This window comes from Nocardia arizonensis (assembly GCF_001310275.1).
Classification (GTDB): Bacteria; Actinomycetota; Actinomycetes; order Mycobacteriales; family Mycobacteriaceae; genus Nocardia; species Nocardia arizonensis.
Map to the genome: position 1 here is coordinate 1 of NZ_LGYZ01000036.1, position 15,824 is coordinate 15,824.

General features: G+C 65.0%; 11 protein-coding genes and 3 CRISPR repeat arrays. Of the genes, 8 read left to right on the forward strand and 3 right to left on the reverse strand.

What is annotated here, in order from left to right; translation table 11 throughout:
• The first annotated feature begins 20 nt into the window (after window positions 1–20).
• Window positions 21–786: direct repeats of the CRISPR family, unit length 30 nt; unit sequence GTCCTCATCGCCCCTGCGAGGGTTGGCAAC.
• Window positions 787–1,818: 1,032 nt separating this feature from the next.
• Genes APZ21_RS05655 through cas2 form a run of 8 tightly spaced genes read left to right on the forward strand, consistent with a single transcriptional unit; the run spans window position 1,819 to window position 9,705 of the window.
• Complete coding sequence (locus APZ21_RS05655; RefSeq protein WP_204249042.1) at window positions 1,819–2,457, forward strand: CRISPR-associated endoribonuclease Cas6; 639 nt, start codon at window positions 1,819–1,821, stop codon at window positions 2,455–2,457.
• The gene (locus APZ21_RS05660; protein ID WP_156370716.1) at window positions 2,454–3,863 is read left to right on the forward strand and encodes a hypothetical protein; all 1,410 of its coding nucleotides are present in this window, start codon (window positions 2,454–2,456) and stop codon (window positions 3,861–3,863) included. Before APZ21_RS05655 ends, APZ21_RS05660 begins: the two co-directional genes overlap by 4 nt.
• Window positions 3,860–4,912 (forward strand): type I-B CRISPR-associated protein Cas7/Cst2/DevR, encoded by a 1,053-nt coding sequence (gene cas7i, locus APZ21_RS05665; protein WP_054812158.1) that lies wholly within the window; start codon window positions 3,860–3,862, stop codon window positions 4,910–4,912. The genes APZ21_RS05660 and cas7i overlap by 4 nt, the downstream gene beginning before the upstream one ends.
• Entirely contained in the window at window positions 4,909–5,589 is a 681-nt protein-coding gene (gene cas5 / locus APZ21_RS05670) for a CRISPR-associated protein Cas5 (protein WP_204249043.1), read from the forward strand. Before cas7i ends, cas5 begins: the two co-directional genes overlap by 4 nt.
• Window positions 5,579–7,954 (forward strand): CRISPR-associated helicase/endonuclease Cas3, encoded by a 2,376-nt coding sequence (locus APZ21_RS05675; protein WP_054812160.1) that lies wholly within the window; start codon window positions 5,579–5,581, stop codon window positions 7,952–7,954. Before cas5 ends, APZ21_RS05675 begins: the two co-directional genes overlap by 11 nt.
• Before the next feature lie 4 nt (window positions 7,955–7,958).
• The gene (locus APZ21_RS05680) at window positions 7,959–8,456 is read left to right on the forward strand and encodes a CRISPR-associated protein Cas4 (protein WP_054812161.1); all 498 of its coding nucleotides are present in this window, start codon (window positions 7,959–7,961) and stop codon (window positions 8,454–8,456) included.
• The gene (cas1b, locus tag APZ21_RS05685; protein ID WP_054812162.1) at window positions 8,457–9,437 is read left to right on the forward strand and encodes a type I-B CRISPR-associated endonuclease Cas1b; all 981 of its coding nucleotides are present in this window, start codon (window positions 8,457–8,459) and stop codon (window positions 9,435–9,437) included.
• A gap of 4 nt (window positions 9,438–9,441) precedes the next feature.
• On the forward strand, window positions 9,442–9,705 hold the full coding sequence (gene cas2, locus APZ21_RS05690) for a CRISPR-associated endonuclease Cas2 (protein ID WP_054812163.1): 264 nt from the start codon (window positions 9,442–9,444) through the stop codon (window positions 9,703–9,705).
• Between the two features lie 113 nt (window positions 9,706–9,818).
• Window positions 9,819–11,665: direct repeats of the CRISPR family, unit length 30 nt; unit sequence GTCCTCATCGCCCCTGCGAGGGTTGGCAAC.
• 179 nt (window positions 11,666–11,844) lie between these two features.
• Here cas2 and APZ21_RS05695 read toward each other — a convergent pair.
• The 3 genes from APZ21_RS05695 to APZ21_RS05705 all read right to left on the reverse strand — a co-directional run bounded on the left by APZ21_RS05695 (window position 11,845) and on the right by APZ21_RS05705 (window position 14,776).
• Window positions 11,845–12,618 (reverse strand): ExeA family protein, encoded by a 774-nt coding sequence (locus tag APZ21_RS05695; RefSeq protein WP_239476502.1) that lies wholly within the window; start codon window positions 12,616–12,618, stop codon window positions 11,845–11,847.
• Window positions 12,619–12,656: 38 nt separating this feature from the next.
• Window positions 12,657–14,069 (reverse strand): DDE-type integrase/transposase/recombinase, encoded by a 1,413-nt coding sequence (locus tag APZ21_RS05700; protein WP_082392869.1) that lies wholly within the window; start codon window positions 14,067–14,069, stop codon window positions 12,657–12,659.
• A 95-nt stretch (window positions 14,070–14,164) separates the two neighbouring features.
• The gene (locus APZ21_RS05705; RefSeq protein WP_054812166.1) at window positions 14,165–14,776 is read right to left on the reverse strand and encodes a hypothetical protein; all 612 of its coding nucleotides are present in this window, start codon (window positions 14,774–14,776) and stop codon (window positions 14,165–14,167) included.
• A gap of 206 nt (window positions 14,777–14,982) precedes the next feature.
• Window positions 14,983–15,678: a CRISPR direct-repeat array (repeat unit 30 nt; unit sequence GTCCTCATCGCCCCTGCGAGGGTTGGCAAC).
• Window positions 15,679–15,824: the final 146 nt, after the last annotated feature.

Here is a 15,824-nt window from a genome sequence, read left to right on the forward strand (position 1 = left end):
GACTTCGGGCACGGTGATACGTCCTCATCGCCCCTGCGAGGGTTGGCAACCCGTTACTCACTGCGGCGAGGATCGAGTCCGATGTGTCCTCATCGCCCCTGCGAGGGTTGGCAACCCGACGCCGTAGCCGAGACCGAACGTCTGACCGCCGGCGTCCTCATCGCCCCTGCGAGGGTTGGCAACGACCATCAACCCCGACTCCTGTCGGCGCGCCGGACGCGGTCCTCATCGCCCCTGCGAGGGTTGGCAACATGAACCCGACGCCCGCCTCGTCCACCGTGATCGCGGTCCTCATCGCCCCTGCGAGGGTTGGCAACAGATCGCGCGGCGCGGGATCGGTCGGCGGCTCAAGGTCCTCATCGCCCCTGCGAGGGTTGGCAACATGAACCCGACGCCCGCCTCGTCCACCGTGATCGCGGTCCTCATCGCCCCTGCGAGGGTTGGCAACTCGTCGAGGACGGACGCGACTTCGGGCACGGTGATACGTCCTCATCGCCCCTGCGAGGGTTGGCAACAGATTGATGTCCACCACGGCCTCCGGGGGAGCAACTTGTCCTCATCGCCCCTGCGAGGGTTGGCAACACAAATATCCGCCCGGGTGGCATCCCAATGATCGTGGAGTCCTCGTCGCCCCTGCGAGGGTTGGCAACCCGCTCGGCGTGGGTACTGACCACGACAGGGCGCGCCGTGTCCTCATCGCCCCTGCGAGGGTTGGCAACCTCACAGGCGTACCCCGGCGATGCGGGCGAGCCCACGGTCCTCATCGCCCCTGCGAGGGTTGGCAACTAGCAGAACGTCGCACCGGAACCGAGGTGTCGCGTCCTCATCGCCCCTGTGCGAGGGTTGGCAACGCGGTGGCGAGGGTGAGTTCGACTGGATCCGGGACCGCATCCTCATCGCCCCCTGCGAGGGTTGGCAAACCCACACAAGCCATAGAAACCCTTCTCCGTGCCCCCGCGGTGCCCGGGCGCTACCAAGAACCCCGCTAGGCGGCTGTATAATTAGGTGTCCAGCGCCGCGCCAGGAATTGTTACGGGTTGGAACGCTGGCTGTTGCGCGAACAACAGCCAGCTTCTCGTTGTGCGCTATCGAGAGTGCAGGAACACGACGAGAAGTGCCAGCACACATGCTGGGCACCCAAGTGTAATCTCGGCGGCGATTCGGCCGGTCGCCGAGCTTCTCCTATTACGTTGCTTCCCCATTCCTTCCTTTCATACGAGGAGCGACGCGAGAACCTTGCGCTTCTCGCGCCTGACGTCGCTGAACTCCTGATCGCATCTCGACCCTTTTCCTTTGGGCGGCAGAAGGGAACAAGGATGCCTTCGATCAGGCTCGTGCACCGTTTCCAGCGCTTCGGTGCACGTTCCCTCCGAGGGGCGATGATGTCTTCCGGCATGAGGGCGCCATACCTTCACGCACTAGCGTTTCAAACCTTGCTGGGATGTATCGCTGACGAGAATGTCGACAACTACGATCCAACGCCTCATGAAGCTACAGCGTAGCGCTCGAATGCACAAGGCGGAGTGCGGCTTACATTACACGCTCTAGCCGACACGCCACCTTTGCTTCCTCAATATTCGCCGCAGGTGATCGACACCGGAATCGAGGAGACCGGTTGGCACCTACCTATTTTGATTGCCCGCGTTCAGCAGTCCGACCAGTTCGGTGCGAACTGTCGGTGGGTGCCGTTAAGGTTGCCCGAGCTGTGTCATATCAGGGATCGGAGGTAGCGTGCGGCTCAGAATTGGGGTGTCGACTTCGGCGCGAGAAGTGCCGTGGGACAGCGTTCTTGAACCCGGCCGTGCGGTTTGTTATCGGTTGCTGAGCCAGTCCGCACCAGGGTTGGCCAAGCGTTTGCATGAACAGGGTTGGGGGCGGCACGGGATGGTGCCGTTCGGGTATTCGGGACCGGTATTCCCACAGGCGAAGAAGCGGCGCGGGGTCTATTCAGCGGGCGGGGTGGGCTATCTGGAGTTAGGCAGCCCGGTGCCGGAAGTGGTCGCGGCGTGGTCGGTGGCGTTATCTGGCCGCGAGTTGATCGATTGGGGTGGTGTCGCTTTGCGCATTCGGGATATCACCCTGGTGGAGACGGCCGCGGAGTCGGAGACCGCGCGGTTGCGCACCCGGACGCCGGTGGTGATGAAGGGGTCGGGCCGCGATGACAGCGGGGTGCGTACGACGCGGCAGGCGTGGGTGCTACCGACCGAGCCGGAGTTTCATCACTATTTCGAGAACAACTTGCGTCGCAAGGCCGAGACATTGGGTATGGCACCGGAAGTAGCGCTCGAGCAGGTCGAGTGGGTAGGGCCGAAGCGGTCGTTCACGACAGGTGACGGTCTCAAACCAGGTGCACCTGTGGAGGTTGTCCTCCGTGGAAACCCACTTGTCCTAAATGCGGTTCGTGACTGGGGACTCGGGCAGGCGAACGCTGCTGGGTTCGGGTGGATCGCGGCGTGAACGCGACTGCGGCGGGAACTGAGACGGGGGTGCGGTTGACGCCGCATCCGTTGCAGCGGGTAGGCGCGTTCGCGCTTGCCAGTCTCGCAAAAGTAGATGGGGTACAGCGCAGTCCGCAGACACTGACTGTCGCGGAGATCGACGTGGCGCGGAAAGTAATGACCGATGATGTGGTGGCGACCGCACGACTCGCAGACACCAAGGCGCCTGGATCGTTCTGGTTGTCAGCAAGCTACCTGTTCTGGCCGAACTCGAAGATGAATCCGACCAACCGGAAATCACTGTCGGTGCCACAGCGACGTGAACAGATTCAGCGTTGGCGCGAGATCCCCAGGGAGGTCCCCGAGGCGTTGTCGGGCGTGCCGTGTGTGCTCTGTGGTCAGGCGGCGTGCGGTTTCTACGGCAAGGTGGATATTCCGTTGGCGGCCAGTGTCGAGCACCGCAATACGACGGTTCCTGGTCATGACGGTATGGCGTTGTGTTCGGGCTGCCTGACCTGCTTCTATGCGATGCCGTATGGGTGTTCGATCCGTGGTGGTAAGGCGGCTGCGCTACACAGTTGGGATGATCATGTCCTGGCGGCGATGACTCGGCGACAGGTGCGACGGACGCGGTGGCAGGTCGGCAGGTCCTCGACCGAGGCGGCGCCGTCGCCGTATTCGCGTGAGGTGGAAGCGTTACGCGCGTTGCGTACCTACGAGGACGAGATGCGCGACGGTGTGGAGTTGTTTGTGTTCAGCAACTCCAACAAGCAGCAGACCCTCGATGTGCATGGGATCGAGCAACCGTTGGCGGAGTGGTTGCGTTCCACCTTGCACTCCCTCGACCTGGTTACCGGCTTCCGGTACTTGATCCGCGCGCACTACAGCCCCAAGTCTGCGGGATCGGTTCGGTTGGCCTACAACGCCTTCCGATATCCGTATCGCATTCCGATGACCATCGCTTCCTATCTTGCCCGGTTGACCAGTGAGCTGGAGGCTCCGCCACCGGAGACAGACGCGCTCGCGCAGGTGTATCGCTCATTCATCAAGGAGGTTTTCGGCGTGGCACAGCGTGACGTCGATCAGATTGTCCGGCTCGGGGACGCGATTGGTGCGCTGCTGCGGGAAAAGCCGCAGCGGGGCACCCTCAAAGAGTTCGAGCATGTGCATTCGGATCCGTTGAAGCTACAAGGGTGGCTCAAACGCCAGGCGACTGCGTGGACGCTGCAGCAGAAGATCGGTGAGCCGTTGGTCACCACCGAGCAGTGGCGGTTGTTGTTCGAGCCCGGTGACCGGATTCGGCTCAACCGCGATCTGCTGTTCGTCGCGGTCCTGGAGCACTTGGCGCGCCACGACTGGCTCGCGGGCACCCCCGAGGCCCGAGACGACCATGACGACACCATTCTGACGGAGGACGAGCAGTGACCTATCTCGTGGGCAAGATTGCCTTGGACATCACCGCGGGTGCGCCGAACAACGCCCGTGGAGAGAGCAATGTCGGTGAGGTGAAGCGGATGATGATCGGCCGCAACATTCATCCGTATGTGTCGGCGCAGGCGTTCCGGAGGTGGGTGCGTGACAGTTTCCCGCCGGATGTCGCGGTGTCGCCGGTCACGCGTTCGGGTTCGAAGGCCAATCAGCAGGCATACACCGCCGGTCGCCCGGATCTTTACCTCGATGATGATCTGTTCGGGTACATGGTCGCGTTGAAAGACGGTAGTTACCAACGTGACACGGTGTTGGCGACCGGGACGTTGGTGTCGGTCGCGCCGCGTCGGCCGACTCGTGATTTCGGGACGATGAGTCGCGGATTCGGTCCTGATGAGAACCCGGTGATCCACGAGCACGAGCATTACTCGGCGGAATTGGCCGGCGATGTCCTGGTCGATGTCGCGCGGGTCGGGGTTTTCCAAGTTCAGGGCAGCGGGTTGCGTCGAAACCTTACCGACGCCGCGACCAAGGAAGCCGAGGCCAGCGGTGCCGAGCGAGTGAATTTCCGTGGGCTGGACAGTGTTCGCTTGCCGATCGAGGAACGTCGACGCCGTTTGGCGGTGCTGTTGAACACCCTCGCCGAGGTGTGTGGCGGTGCGAAGCGGGCGTTGCATTACGGGGAGCGTTCCCCAGCGCTGGTTGTGCTCGCGCCGGTGTCCGGTGGCAATAATCCGTTCACGCGAGTGTTGGCTGCTCGGGCGGTGCGTGAGGACCAGGGCTACCCGCATCTGGAGACGGTGTTCGATGCCGCTGTGTTGCGCGAGGAGATCACCGCGTGGAGTGATGTGCTCGCCGGACCTGTGCAGGTGGGGTGGGCTCCGGGCTTCCTGGGTGCTCAACGTGACCAGGCCCGTGCGGAACTCGAAGATTTGATCAGCGACGGCACCCTGGTCATCGATCATCCGCGTGTGGTGTTGCGTGGGTTGGCCAAGCAGGCCGAGGCAGGCGAGCACGACGACTGGTTCGAGGAATCGCGGCGGTGACCGAGGCGTTGCAGGTCACCGTCACTGCCGCCGTCGCGTCGTTTCGGAACCCGCTGTATGCGGGAGTGCAGGTCGGTTTGCCGTGTCCACCGCCGTCGACGATCGCGGGGCTGCTGGCTGGTGCGGCCGGTGCCTGGGAGCGGGTGCCGGTCGGGTTGCGCTTCGGTGCGGTGTTCACCGCGGCTGGATCCGGCATCGACCTGGAGACCTACCATCCGTTGGATGGGCGGGGACGGGCCACCTCCGCGACGCCGAAAGACCGGGAGTTCCTCGCCGATGTGGCGCTGAGGGTGTGGCTGGTCGAGGATCTCGATTTCTGGGCCGACGCGCTGCGGCGACCGGTGTGGCCGCTGCGGCTGGGTCGTAGCCAGGACTTGGCCGCCGCACGCACCGAACGCGTCGAACTGGTCGCTGCGCCGGGGCGGCAAGGGCATGCGCTCGTGCCGGAGAAACTGAGTTCCGCGGGGACGCTGCTGCGGTTGCCGACAGTGTTGAGTACGGATCGGGCACGCAACCGGTGGGACGGTTACCGGTACGCGGTCAGCGGGAGCGACAGGGTGATCGATACCGGTTGCAGTGTCGCGCCGGGTGAGGCCGAATTGTCCGGGCAAGCGATTGCGTTGATCGGTGAGGTCCATCCGGCCCAATTCGAGTCGGTGGGCGGCCGTGGTAGATGAGCTGGATCGGTTGCGGGCCAAGAGCCCGCGCCCTGGATTCCGGCAGGGTGAGTCGCTGACCGATCACCTGACGGCGACCTTGATCGGTGCCCGACGACTGCAGCAGCGGGTCGGGCGCATAGCGGCGGTGCCCGAGGGCTTCTGGCGATGGGTGCTGGTAGCGGCACTGACCCATGACGCCGGGAAAGTGCCCGAGGGGTTTCAGGCGATGGTCGCCACACCACGCGGCCCGATATGGGGGCAGCGCCACGAGGTGTATTCCCTCGGGTTCGTCGCCGACCTGCTGTCCCGATGGCCGACCGACGAGCAGGCATGGGTGGGTTTGGGGGTATTGACCCATCATCGCCCCCTGACAGGTCCGGCTGGGCGCGCGATCCTGCCCAGCCACCGCGACCCGGATCCGGGTGTCTTCGGCGCCCGCTTCGGGCACGTCGACCCGACAGCACAGACTCGGTTGCGGCAATGGTTGGCCGGTGTGCTGGCCGAGGAAGCGCTGGCCCAGGACATTCCCGAGGTAGCCGGTGATATCGCCGAGGCCGGATACCGGTTGCTCGAACTGCTACGCGCACGATGGGGACAACCCGAGGACGTCGTCCCCGCAGACAATCTCACCGCCATGCTGCTGCAAGGCGCGGTCACCTTCGCCGATCACGTGTCCTCTGCTCACGGCCAGCTACTCGACACCCAGCCTGTGGATTCGGTCTTCGCCGACCGGCTGAGATCCGACATGATCTCGATCGGCAAGACCTTGCGCGGTCACCAGCGCGAGGTGGCGAAGCTCGACGGGCATCTGCTGCTGCGGACACCGACAGGTTCGGGAAAGACCGAAGCGGCCCTGCTCTGGGCTGCACAGCAGGTCACCGGGCTACGTGAGCGTGGTGCTGGGCAGCCGCGGGTGTTCTATCTGTTGCCCTATCTGGCGTCGATCAACGCGATGGTCGACCGGATCGGCACTATGATCGGCGACCCCGACGTGGTGGGAGTGGTGCATTCCAAGGCGGCAGCGTTCCACCTGCACCGTTCCCTGTGTGGCAGCGACGATTTCGTGGACGCGGCACGGCAGGCGGTGTCCCGGGCGGCGGCAACCCGGTTGTTTCGCGAGCTCGTGCGGGTCGGCACCCCGTATCAACTGTTGCGGGGCGCTATGGCTGGGCCTGCGTGCTCATCGATCGTCATCGACGCGGCCAATTCGGTGTTCATCCTGGATGAACTGCATTCCTACGAGCCGCAGCGACTGGGGATGATCTTGGCCATGATCCGGTTCTGGGTCCGGCTCGGCGGACGCATCGGCGTGGTGACCGCGACCATGCCGCAGGCACTGGTCGAGCTACTCGATGAATGCGCGGTATCGGATCGGTTCCAGCAGATCCACGCCGAAGGGGGGCAATGGCCCCAACGTCACCGGCTCCACATCGAGGACAGCCACCTCACCGGTCCCCGGTCATTGGCGCTGATCGAAACCCGTTTGCGGGCAGGGCAATCGGTGCTCGTCGTCGCCAACAACGTCGCCGACGCACGATCCATCCACACCGAACTGGCACCGATCTCCCGCCATCTGTACGGCGAGGACTCCGCGTTGCTGCTGCACTCACGTTTCAAGGCCAAGGACCGCGCATCCATCGAGCAGGAGATCCGGCAACGGTTCGGCAGCGGACACACCCACCAGCCAGGGCTGCTGGTGGCCACCCAGGTCGTGGAAGTCTCTCTCGACGTGTCTTTCGACGCGCTGCACACCAGCGGAGCACCGCTGGAGGCATTGGTCCAGCGCTTCGGGCGGGTCAATCGCACCGCCGACCGTCCACCCGCCGACGTCGTCGTGCACACTCCCGAATATCAACGCCGCGCTGGCAGTGGTGATGAATACGCCGACGGCGTCTACGAACGTGAACCCACCGAATTCACCATGGATCTGCTCGAATCCCACACCGGCACCGTCTTGGACGAACAACTGCTCGGCGACTGGCTCAACAAACTCTACGCCTCCCCCTGGGGCGAGCAATGGACCGAGGACGTCTGCTACCACCAACGATCCTTCGACGACCTCCTACGGTTCGAGGCACCTTTCGATGATGCTCGCCAGCAACTCACCGAAACATTCGAGGAATTGTTCGACGGAGTCGAGGCGATCCTCACCGAAGACCGCGACGACTATGCCGCTGCTCTGAACTCGGCCACCGATCCCCGTGCCGGGAGGTTGCTCGGTAGCCAGTTCCTCATCCCGCTCCCCCACTATGGCAGATCCCTCGGCGTCTACGACCGGACACTGGATGTCCTGATAATCGACGGCGACTACAGCACCGCCGGTGGCCTCGCGAAGATCTACCGCGACACCCGCAGCTCCTACCAACCAGGACAGGTCATCTGAGGCAGTGCTCACCACAGACGATATCGGCGGAGTCCACATCAAATACCTCAACCACTGCCCACGACAATTATGGCTCTACGCACGCGGTCTTCGCCCTGAATCACTCAGTGAACGAGTGCAACTCGGCGAAGCCGTGCACGACACCAGCTACCGACGCGAGCACGCCGTCGATCTGGGCGCGGCCAAACTCGACCACTTCGATGGCCAACGCTGGGTACACGAAGTGAAATCCTCGGCCCACCCGACCGCAGCCGATCGCGCTCAAGCGATGCACTACTGCTTCCGGCTCCACCACCTCGGAGTCGACGTCGAAGGCGCCATCCTCAAATACCCGAGAACCCGCCGCACCATACGCATTCCCTACACACCGACCGAGGACACCACCACCGCAACGATGATCACCACCGCGCTCGAAACCATCACCGCCGACACATCGCCACCCCGACTGACACAACGCGCCTGCCACGGCTGCAGCTACCTCGAATACTGTTGGACGGACTGAATGCCCGCAGCCACACGCACCTACTGGCTCACCACCGCCTGCCGAATACAGCGCAAAGACCAATCATTGGTCATCGAACGTGCCGACGGAACACCGGTCCACATCCCGGTCACCGACGTCGCCGATATTGTCGCCTGCGAACCGGTCGACATCAATACCGCTGTGATCAGTCTGCTCAACACCCACGACATCGACCTACACCTGCTCGGCCACTACGGCGACTACACCGGATCCCTGCTCACCGCGGAATCGAGCACCTCCGGCCACACCGTCCTCGCGCAAGCACGACTGGCCGCCGACACCATCGCCGGTCTAGACATCGCCCGGCAGATAGTCCGCGCCACTGCGTTCAACGTCCGCCGTGTCATCGATCGCGAACTCCTCACCCATCCCTTGAAGGTGCTGGAATCCTCGGTACAGCAGGCGGATACCCGCGAACAACTGATGGGCGCCGAAGGCACATTCCGGCGCAGCGCATGGGAAGTGATCGATACCCGACTCCCGGATTGGCTCCAACTCCACGGGCGCAGCCGCCGTCCACCGCGCAACGCCGGCAACGCCTTCATCAGCTACGTCAACGGCATCACCTACACCCGCGCACTCACCGCCATCCGACTCACACCACTACACAGCGGCATCGCGTTCCTGCACGCCAGCATGCAACGCCAACGCCATTCCCTGGTCCTGGACCTCGCCGAAGTATTCAAACCATTGTTTGCCGAGCGACTGCTGTTGCGCCTGGCCCACAGAAACCAACTCACCACACAACATTTCGACCGCAAAGTCGACCACGCGGCGCTGAGCGAAGCCGGGCGCAAATTCGTCGTCGCGGCCGTGCGCGACGAACTCGCAACGACCGTCCAACACCGCAGCCTCAAGCGCAAAGTCGCCTACGAAGAACTGCTCTACCTCGAAGCACTCAAACTCACCCGCACCTCACTCGAACAAACTTCCTACACACCATTCCGGATCTGGTGGTAGGACCATGTACGTCATCGTCGTCTACGACACCGCAGTCGAACGAAACCCCGTGGTACTCAGAACCTGCCGCCAATATTTGCACCACGTCCAACGCAGCGTGTTCGAAGGTTCGCTCAGCCCTGCCCAATACCGACGCTTCCGAACCGCCATCGAAACCGCGATCGACCCCAGCTACGACAGTGTCCTCGTCTACACCTACCCACCCGGAACAACACCCCGCCGCGAATCCTGGGGAACAACCCAATCCGCCCCATCCACCATCATCTGACGGCAAGATCATTGCAGCGACACGCCGAACACCACTGCACTACCGACAGTCTGCTGCAAAATACAACCAAAATACCCATCCCGCGATGCTGCAACCAGCAGCTTTACTGTGGGGTCCTCATCGCCCCTGCGAGGGTTGGCAACATCTGGCGCGACCACACCACCAGAGAATTCACGGTCTCGTCCTCATCGCCCCTGCGAGGGTTGGCAACCGGTCGCGGTCGGCGCGGCCGTCCAGTTCGGCGAGGACGTCCTCATCGCCCCTGCGAGGGTTGGCAACGCGAAGCACCGTTCGATCGCGAACCGCACCGTGGCGAGTCCTCATCGCCCCTGCGAGGGTTGGCAACAGCCGAAGATGACCACTCCGGTACCGCCGATAGCCCCCGGTCCTCATCGCCCCTGCGAGGGTTGGCAACAGGGAGGCGAGACGAGATAGGTTGCGAGACAATGAAGTCCTCATCGCCCCTGCGAGGGTTGGCAACGCGTCGCGCAGCTGGCCGCGCCGCCACTCGGCCAGGTCCTCATCGCCCCTGCGAGGGTTGGCAACGCCATGACGCGGGACTCGGCGAAGTTCACCGGGCACCCGTCCTCATCGCCCCTGCGAGGGTTGGCAACAGTTCGTCGTGGACGACGAGGGGTTCCCGGTCCCGCGTCCTCATCGCCCCTGCGAGAGTTGGCAACCCGGGGTGGCTCGTGCCTACCGGATGTCCGAGGAAGGTCCTCATCGCCCCTGCGAGGGTTGGCAACAGGTCCTGACCGAGGACGGTGCGGCATGAGCGCACCCGGTCCTCATCGCCCCTGCGAGGGTTGGCAACGCGTCATCGACACCGAGCGCGGCAGTGCCAGCAAGTACGTCCTCATCGCCCCTGCGAGGGTTGGCAACGGTTCTGGAGGTAGTTCGCCAGAGATCGCGCCGTGGTCCTCATCGCCCCTGCGAGGGTTGGCAACACGAGTTGGGCCAGCTACTCCCGCAGGTGCTTCATGAGTCCTCATCGCCCCTGCGAGGGTTGGCAACCGAACGCGGGCGCGCCGATCGACTCGTCTGCAACCAGTGTCCTCATCGCCCCTGCGAGGGTTGGCAACGCTACGCCGGTGTCCTCGGATGGATCGGCCTGTCCGTCCTCATCGCCCCTGCGAGGGTTGGCAACAGTTTGAGCACCGCAGCACCCTGGATGACGGCGGCGGGTCCTCATCGCCCCTGCGAGGGTTGGCAACGGGGATTTGGTTTGCACGAACATGGGTCCGGTCCTGTCCTCATCGCCCCTGCGAGGGTTGGCAACATGCAGCACCGATACCGGGCAGTCTCCACCCCCCCGGGTCCTCATCGCCCCTGCGAGGGTTGGCAACTCCGAGGCGGGCGTGTGGGCGGTGGCGGGGAGGTCGGGTCCTCATCGCCCCTGCGAGGGTTGGCAACTCGGTTGATGCGCCGCTACGTCACCGAGTGGCGGGAGGTGTCCTCATCGCCCCTGCGAGGGTTGGCAACGTCTACTCCCGGTATACGAGTGCAGCGGCAGGGGGCAAGCACGTCCTCATCGCCCCTGCGAGGGTTGGCAACGGGGTGAAGACGCAGATACGCAATCGTCCGGCATCCCGTCCTCATCGCCCCTGCGAGGGTTGGCAACTGCCGTCTGGTCTGGGGAAACGCCCTCTGCCGGGCTTGTGTCCTCATCGCCCCTGCGAGGGTTGGCAACGGCATCTGGTCGCTCCTGGATTCTGGTCGGTCGGTCTGGTCCTCATCGCCCCTGCGAGGGTTGGCAACTCGTCGTGGTCGATGCGCGCGATCCGCAATCGGTTGCCGCGTCCTCATCGCCCCTGCGAGGGTTGGCAACATGTAATGCCGGATCGCCACAGACGACCCCGCCGAAGTCCTCATCGCCCCTGCGAGGGTTGGCAACAGGGGTACGTGCACGGCGACCTCAACATCGAGTGGAGTCCTCATCGCCCCTGCGAGGGTTGGCAACACAGGATCGGCCAGAAAGGCGCGTACGTGCTCGACTGTTGGCCGCCGCTGAGTTTGCCGATGTTGGCGTCATTGGTGGTGCCGATGATGAGGGGATGGGAACGGCCTCGCTCGGCTGGGTGAGCGAGGCCGTGGTCGGTGTGGTGACGGTGTGGGTCGTCGACCTGGTGGTGGTGTGGGTCAGTCGTTGCCGGTTTCGGTGATGGCGATGCGGGCGGATTTCTCGTCGACGATGGCGTTGCCGGCGGCGAACGCGGCGGTGAGAGCGTGGACGGCGAGGTTGTTGACCGCGCGGGGGTGTCCGCGGGATGCGTTGTGGATCAACCCGATTGCGTCGTCGCTGAACAGGGTGTCTTGGCGGCCGGCTATGCGGCAGTGGTGGCGGATGTAGTCGGCGGTGTCCTCGGGTGCCATGCCGGTGAGGGTGTAGCGCATGGAGATGCGCTGGTCGAGCGCGGCCAGGATTCCCAGGCGGAGGCGTTGGCGCAGGGTGGGCTGGCCGACGAGCAGAGCGGCGAACGGGCTGCCGGAGTCCATGTCGTGGTTGGTGAGCATACGGATGGCCTCCAATTGGTGATTGTCGAGCAGGTGGGCTTCGTCGATCACCACGACTGGTGTGCGCCCGCGTTCGGCGTGTTCGGCGGCGAGGGCGTCGGCGGCCTGCGGGGCCAGGGTGGCGGTGTAGAAGCTCGGGCTGTGCCCGAGCGCGCTGACGATGTGGTGGAGCATGCCGCGGACCCCGATCGAGGGGTTCGGCAGATAGATCACGATGTGGCGGGAGGCGTCCAGGGCAGCGGTGGCGGCGCGGACGGCGACGGTTTTGCCGGCGCCGACCTCGCCGGTGATGACGCCGATGGCGTGCTGGTCGACGCACCAGGTGATGCGGGCGACGGCTTCGCCGTGGCCGGGGTGGCGGTGCAGCATGCCGGGCGCGAGATTCCGGCCGAAGGGCATTGTCGTGAAACCGTAATGCGATTGCAGGCGTTGAATACTCACTGTCCGGCCTCGTTTCGCGTGGTTTCGGCCTGGTAGAGGGCGTCGTAGCCGATGCGCTGGTCGCGGCGCAGTTGCTCGTGATGGGCCTGCGCGGTGAGCTTCAGATAGTCGATCCCGGTCGACGCCGCCGGCTCCGGTGAGCTGATCTCGGGTCGGGCTTTGGGGTGTGCGTGGCGGGTGATGGTGTGGGGCACCGCTTTTCCGTAACTCTTCTCGCGGTATCGGACGTCGATGGTTTCCATGTCGAACGGGGAGAACACCAACTCGACCCGCCGTCCGGCCAGGGCGGGTTCGACGAGGTAGGTGTTGGAATGCAGCGAGACGGTGCCGGTCTTGGTGACGGTGCGGTACTCGCTCCAGAGGAACGCCTCGGTCAGATCCGGCGCGGTCGGGATCGCCGGGGCCCGGCCCAGGCGTTCCCAGCTGGTGTCCCAGCGGGCCAGCGGACTCTGCCCGGTTTCCGAATGGACACGCCGGTGGTATTCGATCTCGACCCAGGCCGCGAACAGGCCGTTCAACTCGAACAACGCGGCCCGGTGGTCCATCCCCGATTCGGCGATCTGTTCGGCGGTGGTGTCGGGAACCTCGACCAGGAACTGATCGCGGACGGTGCGGAACACCCTCTCGATCTTCCCTCGGCCCTGCGGGCGGCCGGGTGTCGAATGAATCAGGCGGACACCGAGTTTCGCGCAGGCCCGCAGCAGCCAGGCATCGACGAACGCGCTGCCGTTGTCAACATAAACCGACTCCGGAACCCCGCGCGCGGCCAGCGCGGGCTCCAGCGCCGCCGCCAACCGGACGGTGTCCTCGGCGAACCCGAACCGGTAACCCGGCATCAACCGGCTGTGGTCGTCGAGAAAAGCGAACAGGTAGGTTTTCCTGCCACCCACTCTCGGGCCGTGCAGAGCATCGCCCACCCAGAGTTCGTTCGGGTGGTCGGCCTCGAACCGGCCGAACACGACCGGATTCGGCCCGGCGGCCGGGCCTATCAGGTCCAGGCGGTGGAAATGCCGCAGCAGCGTCGATTCCGACGGCGCCCACCCGGTCCAGGCGCGCAGGATCCGCTGCACCTGCGCGACGGTGCGGGCCGGGTTCTCCCGCTTCAACGCCGCCGCCATCTCCAGCACACCGGTATCGGTGCGGATGCTCGACTGCCGCACCGAGGGCACCAATTCCTCGAAGCCCCCGTGCCGCCACCGGCGAATCCAGCGATCGAGGGTGTCGCGGGAATAGGTGACCCGATTCCCGAACGGATCGGCATGCGTGCGCGAGGCGATCTCCCGCACGATCTTTCCTCGCGCCTTCGGCCCCAGACTCTGGTCCAGGGCCGGGCAGATCAGCTGATACCGGAACAACGCGAGCGCTTGGGCTCTTTCCCGGCGACGAACTTCTTCCTGGTCGGCACTCAATACCAGTGTCCTCCTCACAATTCGGCGCTGCCCGGCATCAACACCGTTGCCGGGCAATAACTCCGGTGAGGATCACCCGTGAGACCCCGGTAGCGTCAGGGGCAACTCGTGTTGCGACCGGCCCGGCCCGATCCCGGCGGCCGGCCCGGAGCCAGAAGCCGACCACCAGTAGCGGCCACCGCCACCCCGGCCGGCGTCACCACGCCGAGGTCGACGAACCGATCACCGATCACCGACGCAGCCCACTCGATCGCGGTCACCACGTCGGCCCACACAGATCCGGTGGCTTTCGGGACCCTCACATCCACCCCCGCCGACACCCCCAGCCCGACGAACTCCGCCCGCACCGCCTCCAACCGACCCGCCGTCCGCCGCAGCCAACCCCGCACCGTCGCGGCGACCAGCCCGAGCCGGACCGCGATCCGGCGATGACCGAGCCCGCCCGCACGGGCGGCGAGCACGGCCCAGATCACCGCCGCCCCATATGCCCTGCGCAGCAGCAAAGTCACCGGCAACAACACATGCGTCACCCCACAGCCCCGGCAACGAGCGCGCCGAGGCCGCACCCGCTCACCGACCGGCCCGACCCGCCGCGGTCGTGCCCACCCCCACCGGGCCAACACCCCGACAACACATGCCGGGCACCGGATCTCACCCGCCACCAGCCGTGTCTCGACGCGAACCAGATCGACCTCTACCGTGACCACCAGTGCCTCCGAGCACTACGCACGGCACCCCGCCACAGGATCCGCCAAGACCAAGCCGGGGTGCCGTGCACCCTGCAATGCTCGTCACCCTGACGGTGGAGACCACCACGATCAACTCGAACCCGACGCCGAACATCACATCGGCAACACCAACGACGACTCAGCCCCCGTAATCGTCATCCCCAATGACGCTCAACACTCGACGCGTCCTCATCGCCCCTGCGAGGGTTGGCAACGTGGGCAGCATCAGTGGGGCACCGTTCATACCCGGGTCCTCATCGCCCCTGCGAGGGTTGGCAACAGGATCACCCCGGTCTACGCCGCCGATCGGCAGGCCCCGTCCTCATCGCCCCTGCGAGGGTTGGCAACCTGAAGTACCGCAGGTCTTGGAGGGACAGACGGTCGGGCATGTCCTCATCGCCCCTGCGAGGGTTGGCAACCTGATGCCGGGCAGGATGTGGCCGGACAGCCACGGGTCCTCATCGCCCCTGCGAGGGTTGGCAACCGGCGTGGGGGCGCGGCGAGGACCCCCGACTACTGTTGTCCTCATCGCCCCTGCGAGGGTTGGCAACGCGTCCGGCAAGCCTCTGCAATTCGCGGCCGACGCGTCCTCATCGCCCCTGCGAGGGTTGGCAACGACGAGTAGCCCTGGACAGGTTCCCTGAGAGCCTTGTCCTCATCGCCCCTGCGAGGGTTGGCAACCCGTCCAGCAGTCGATGGCCTGGTCGGACTGGCGCAGGTCCTCATCGCCCCTGCGAGGGTTGGCAACTGGCTCGGTGAGGTGGATGACCGAGAGCTGCGTCACGTCCTCATCGCCCCTGCGAGGGTTGGCAACGCGAAGCGAGTGTGCTTGCGGTAGTTGGCGGCCTCGTGTCCTCATCGCCCCTGCGAGGGTTGGCAACAGGTCGGACCGCTGAGCGGGTCGGCGGCTTCGGCCGGTCCTCATCGCCTTGCGAGGGTTGGCAACCGGTCTGCCGACAGGAAGCTGCCAAGAAATACGCTGGGCACTGGCAGCGTCGTCCCTGCGCAACGTGCGCTCAACGGTCGG

Bases quoted from the DNA above. Each gene is read 5' to 3' on its own strand.
- cas1b (WP_054812162.1), top strand. From the start codon at position 8,457: ATGCCCGCAGCCACACGCACCTACTGGCTCACCACCGCCTGCCGAATA.
- cas2 (WP_054812163.1), top strand. From the start codon at position 9,442: ATGTACGTCATCGTCGTCTACGACACCGCAGTCGAACGAAACCCCGTG.
- APZ21_RS05695 (WP_239476502.1), bottom strand. From the start codon at position 12,618: ATGCCCTTCGGCCGGAATCTCGCGCCCGGCATGCTGCACCGCCACCCC.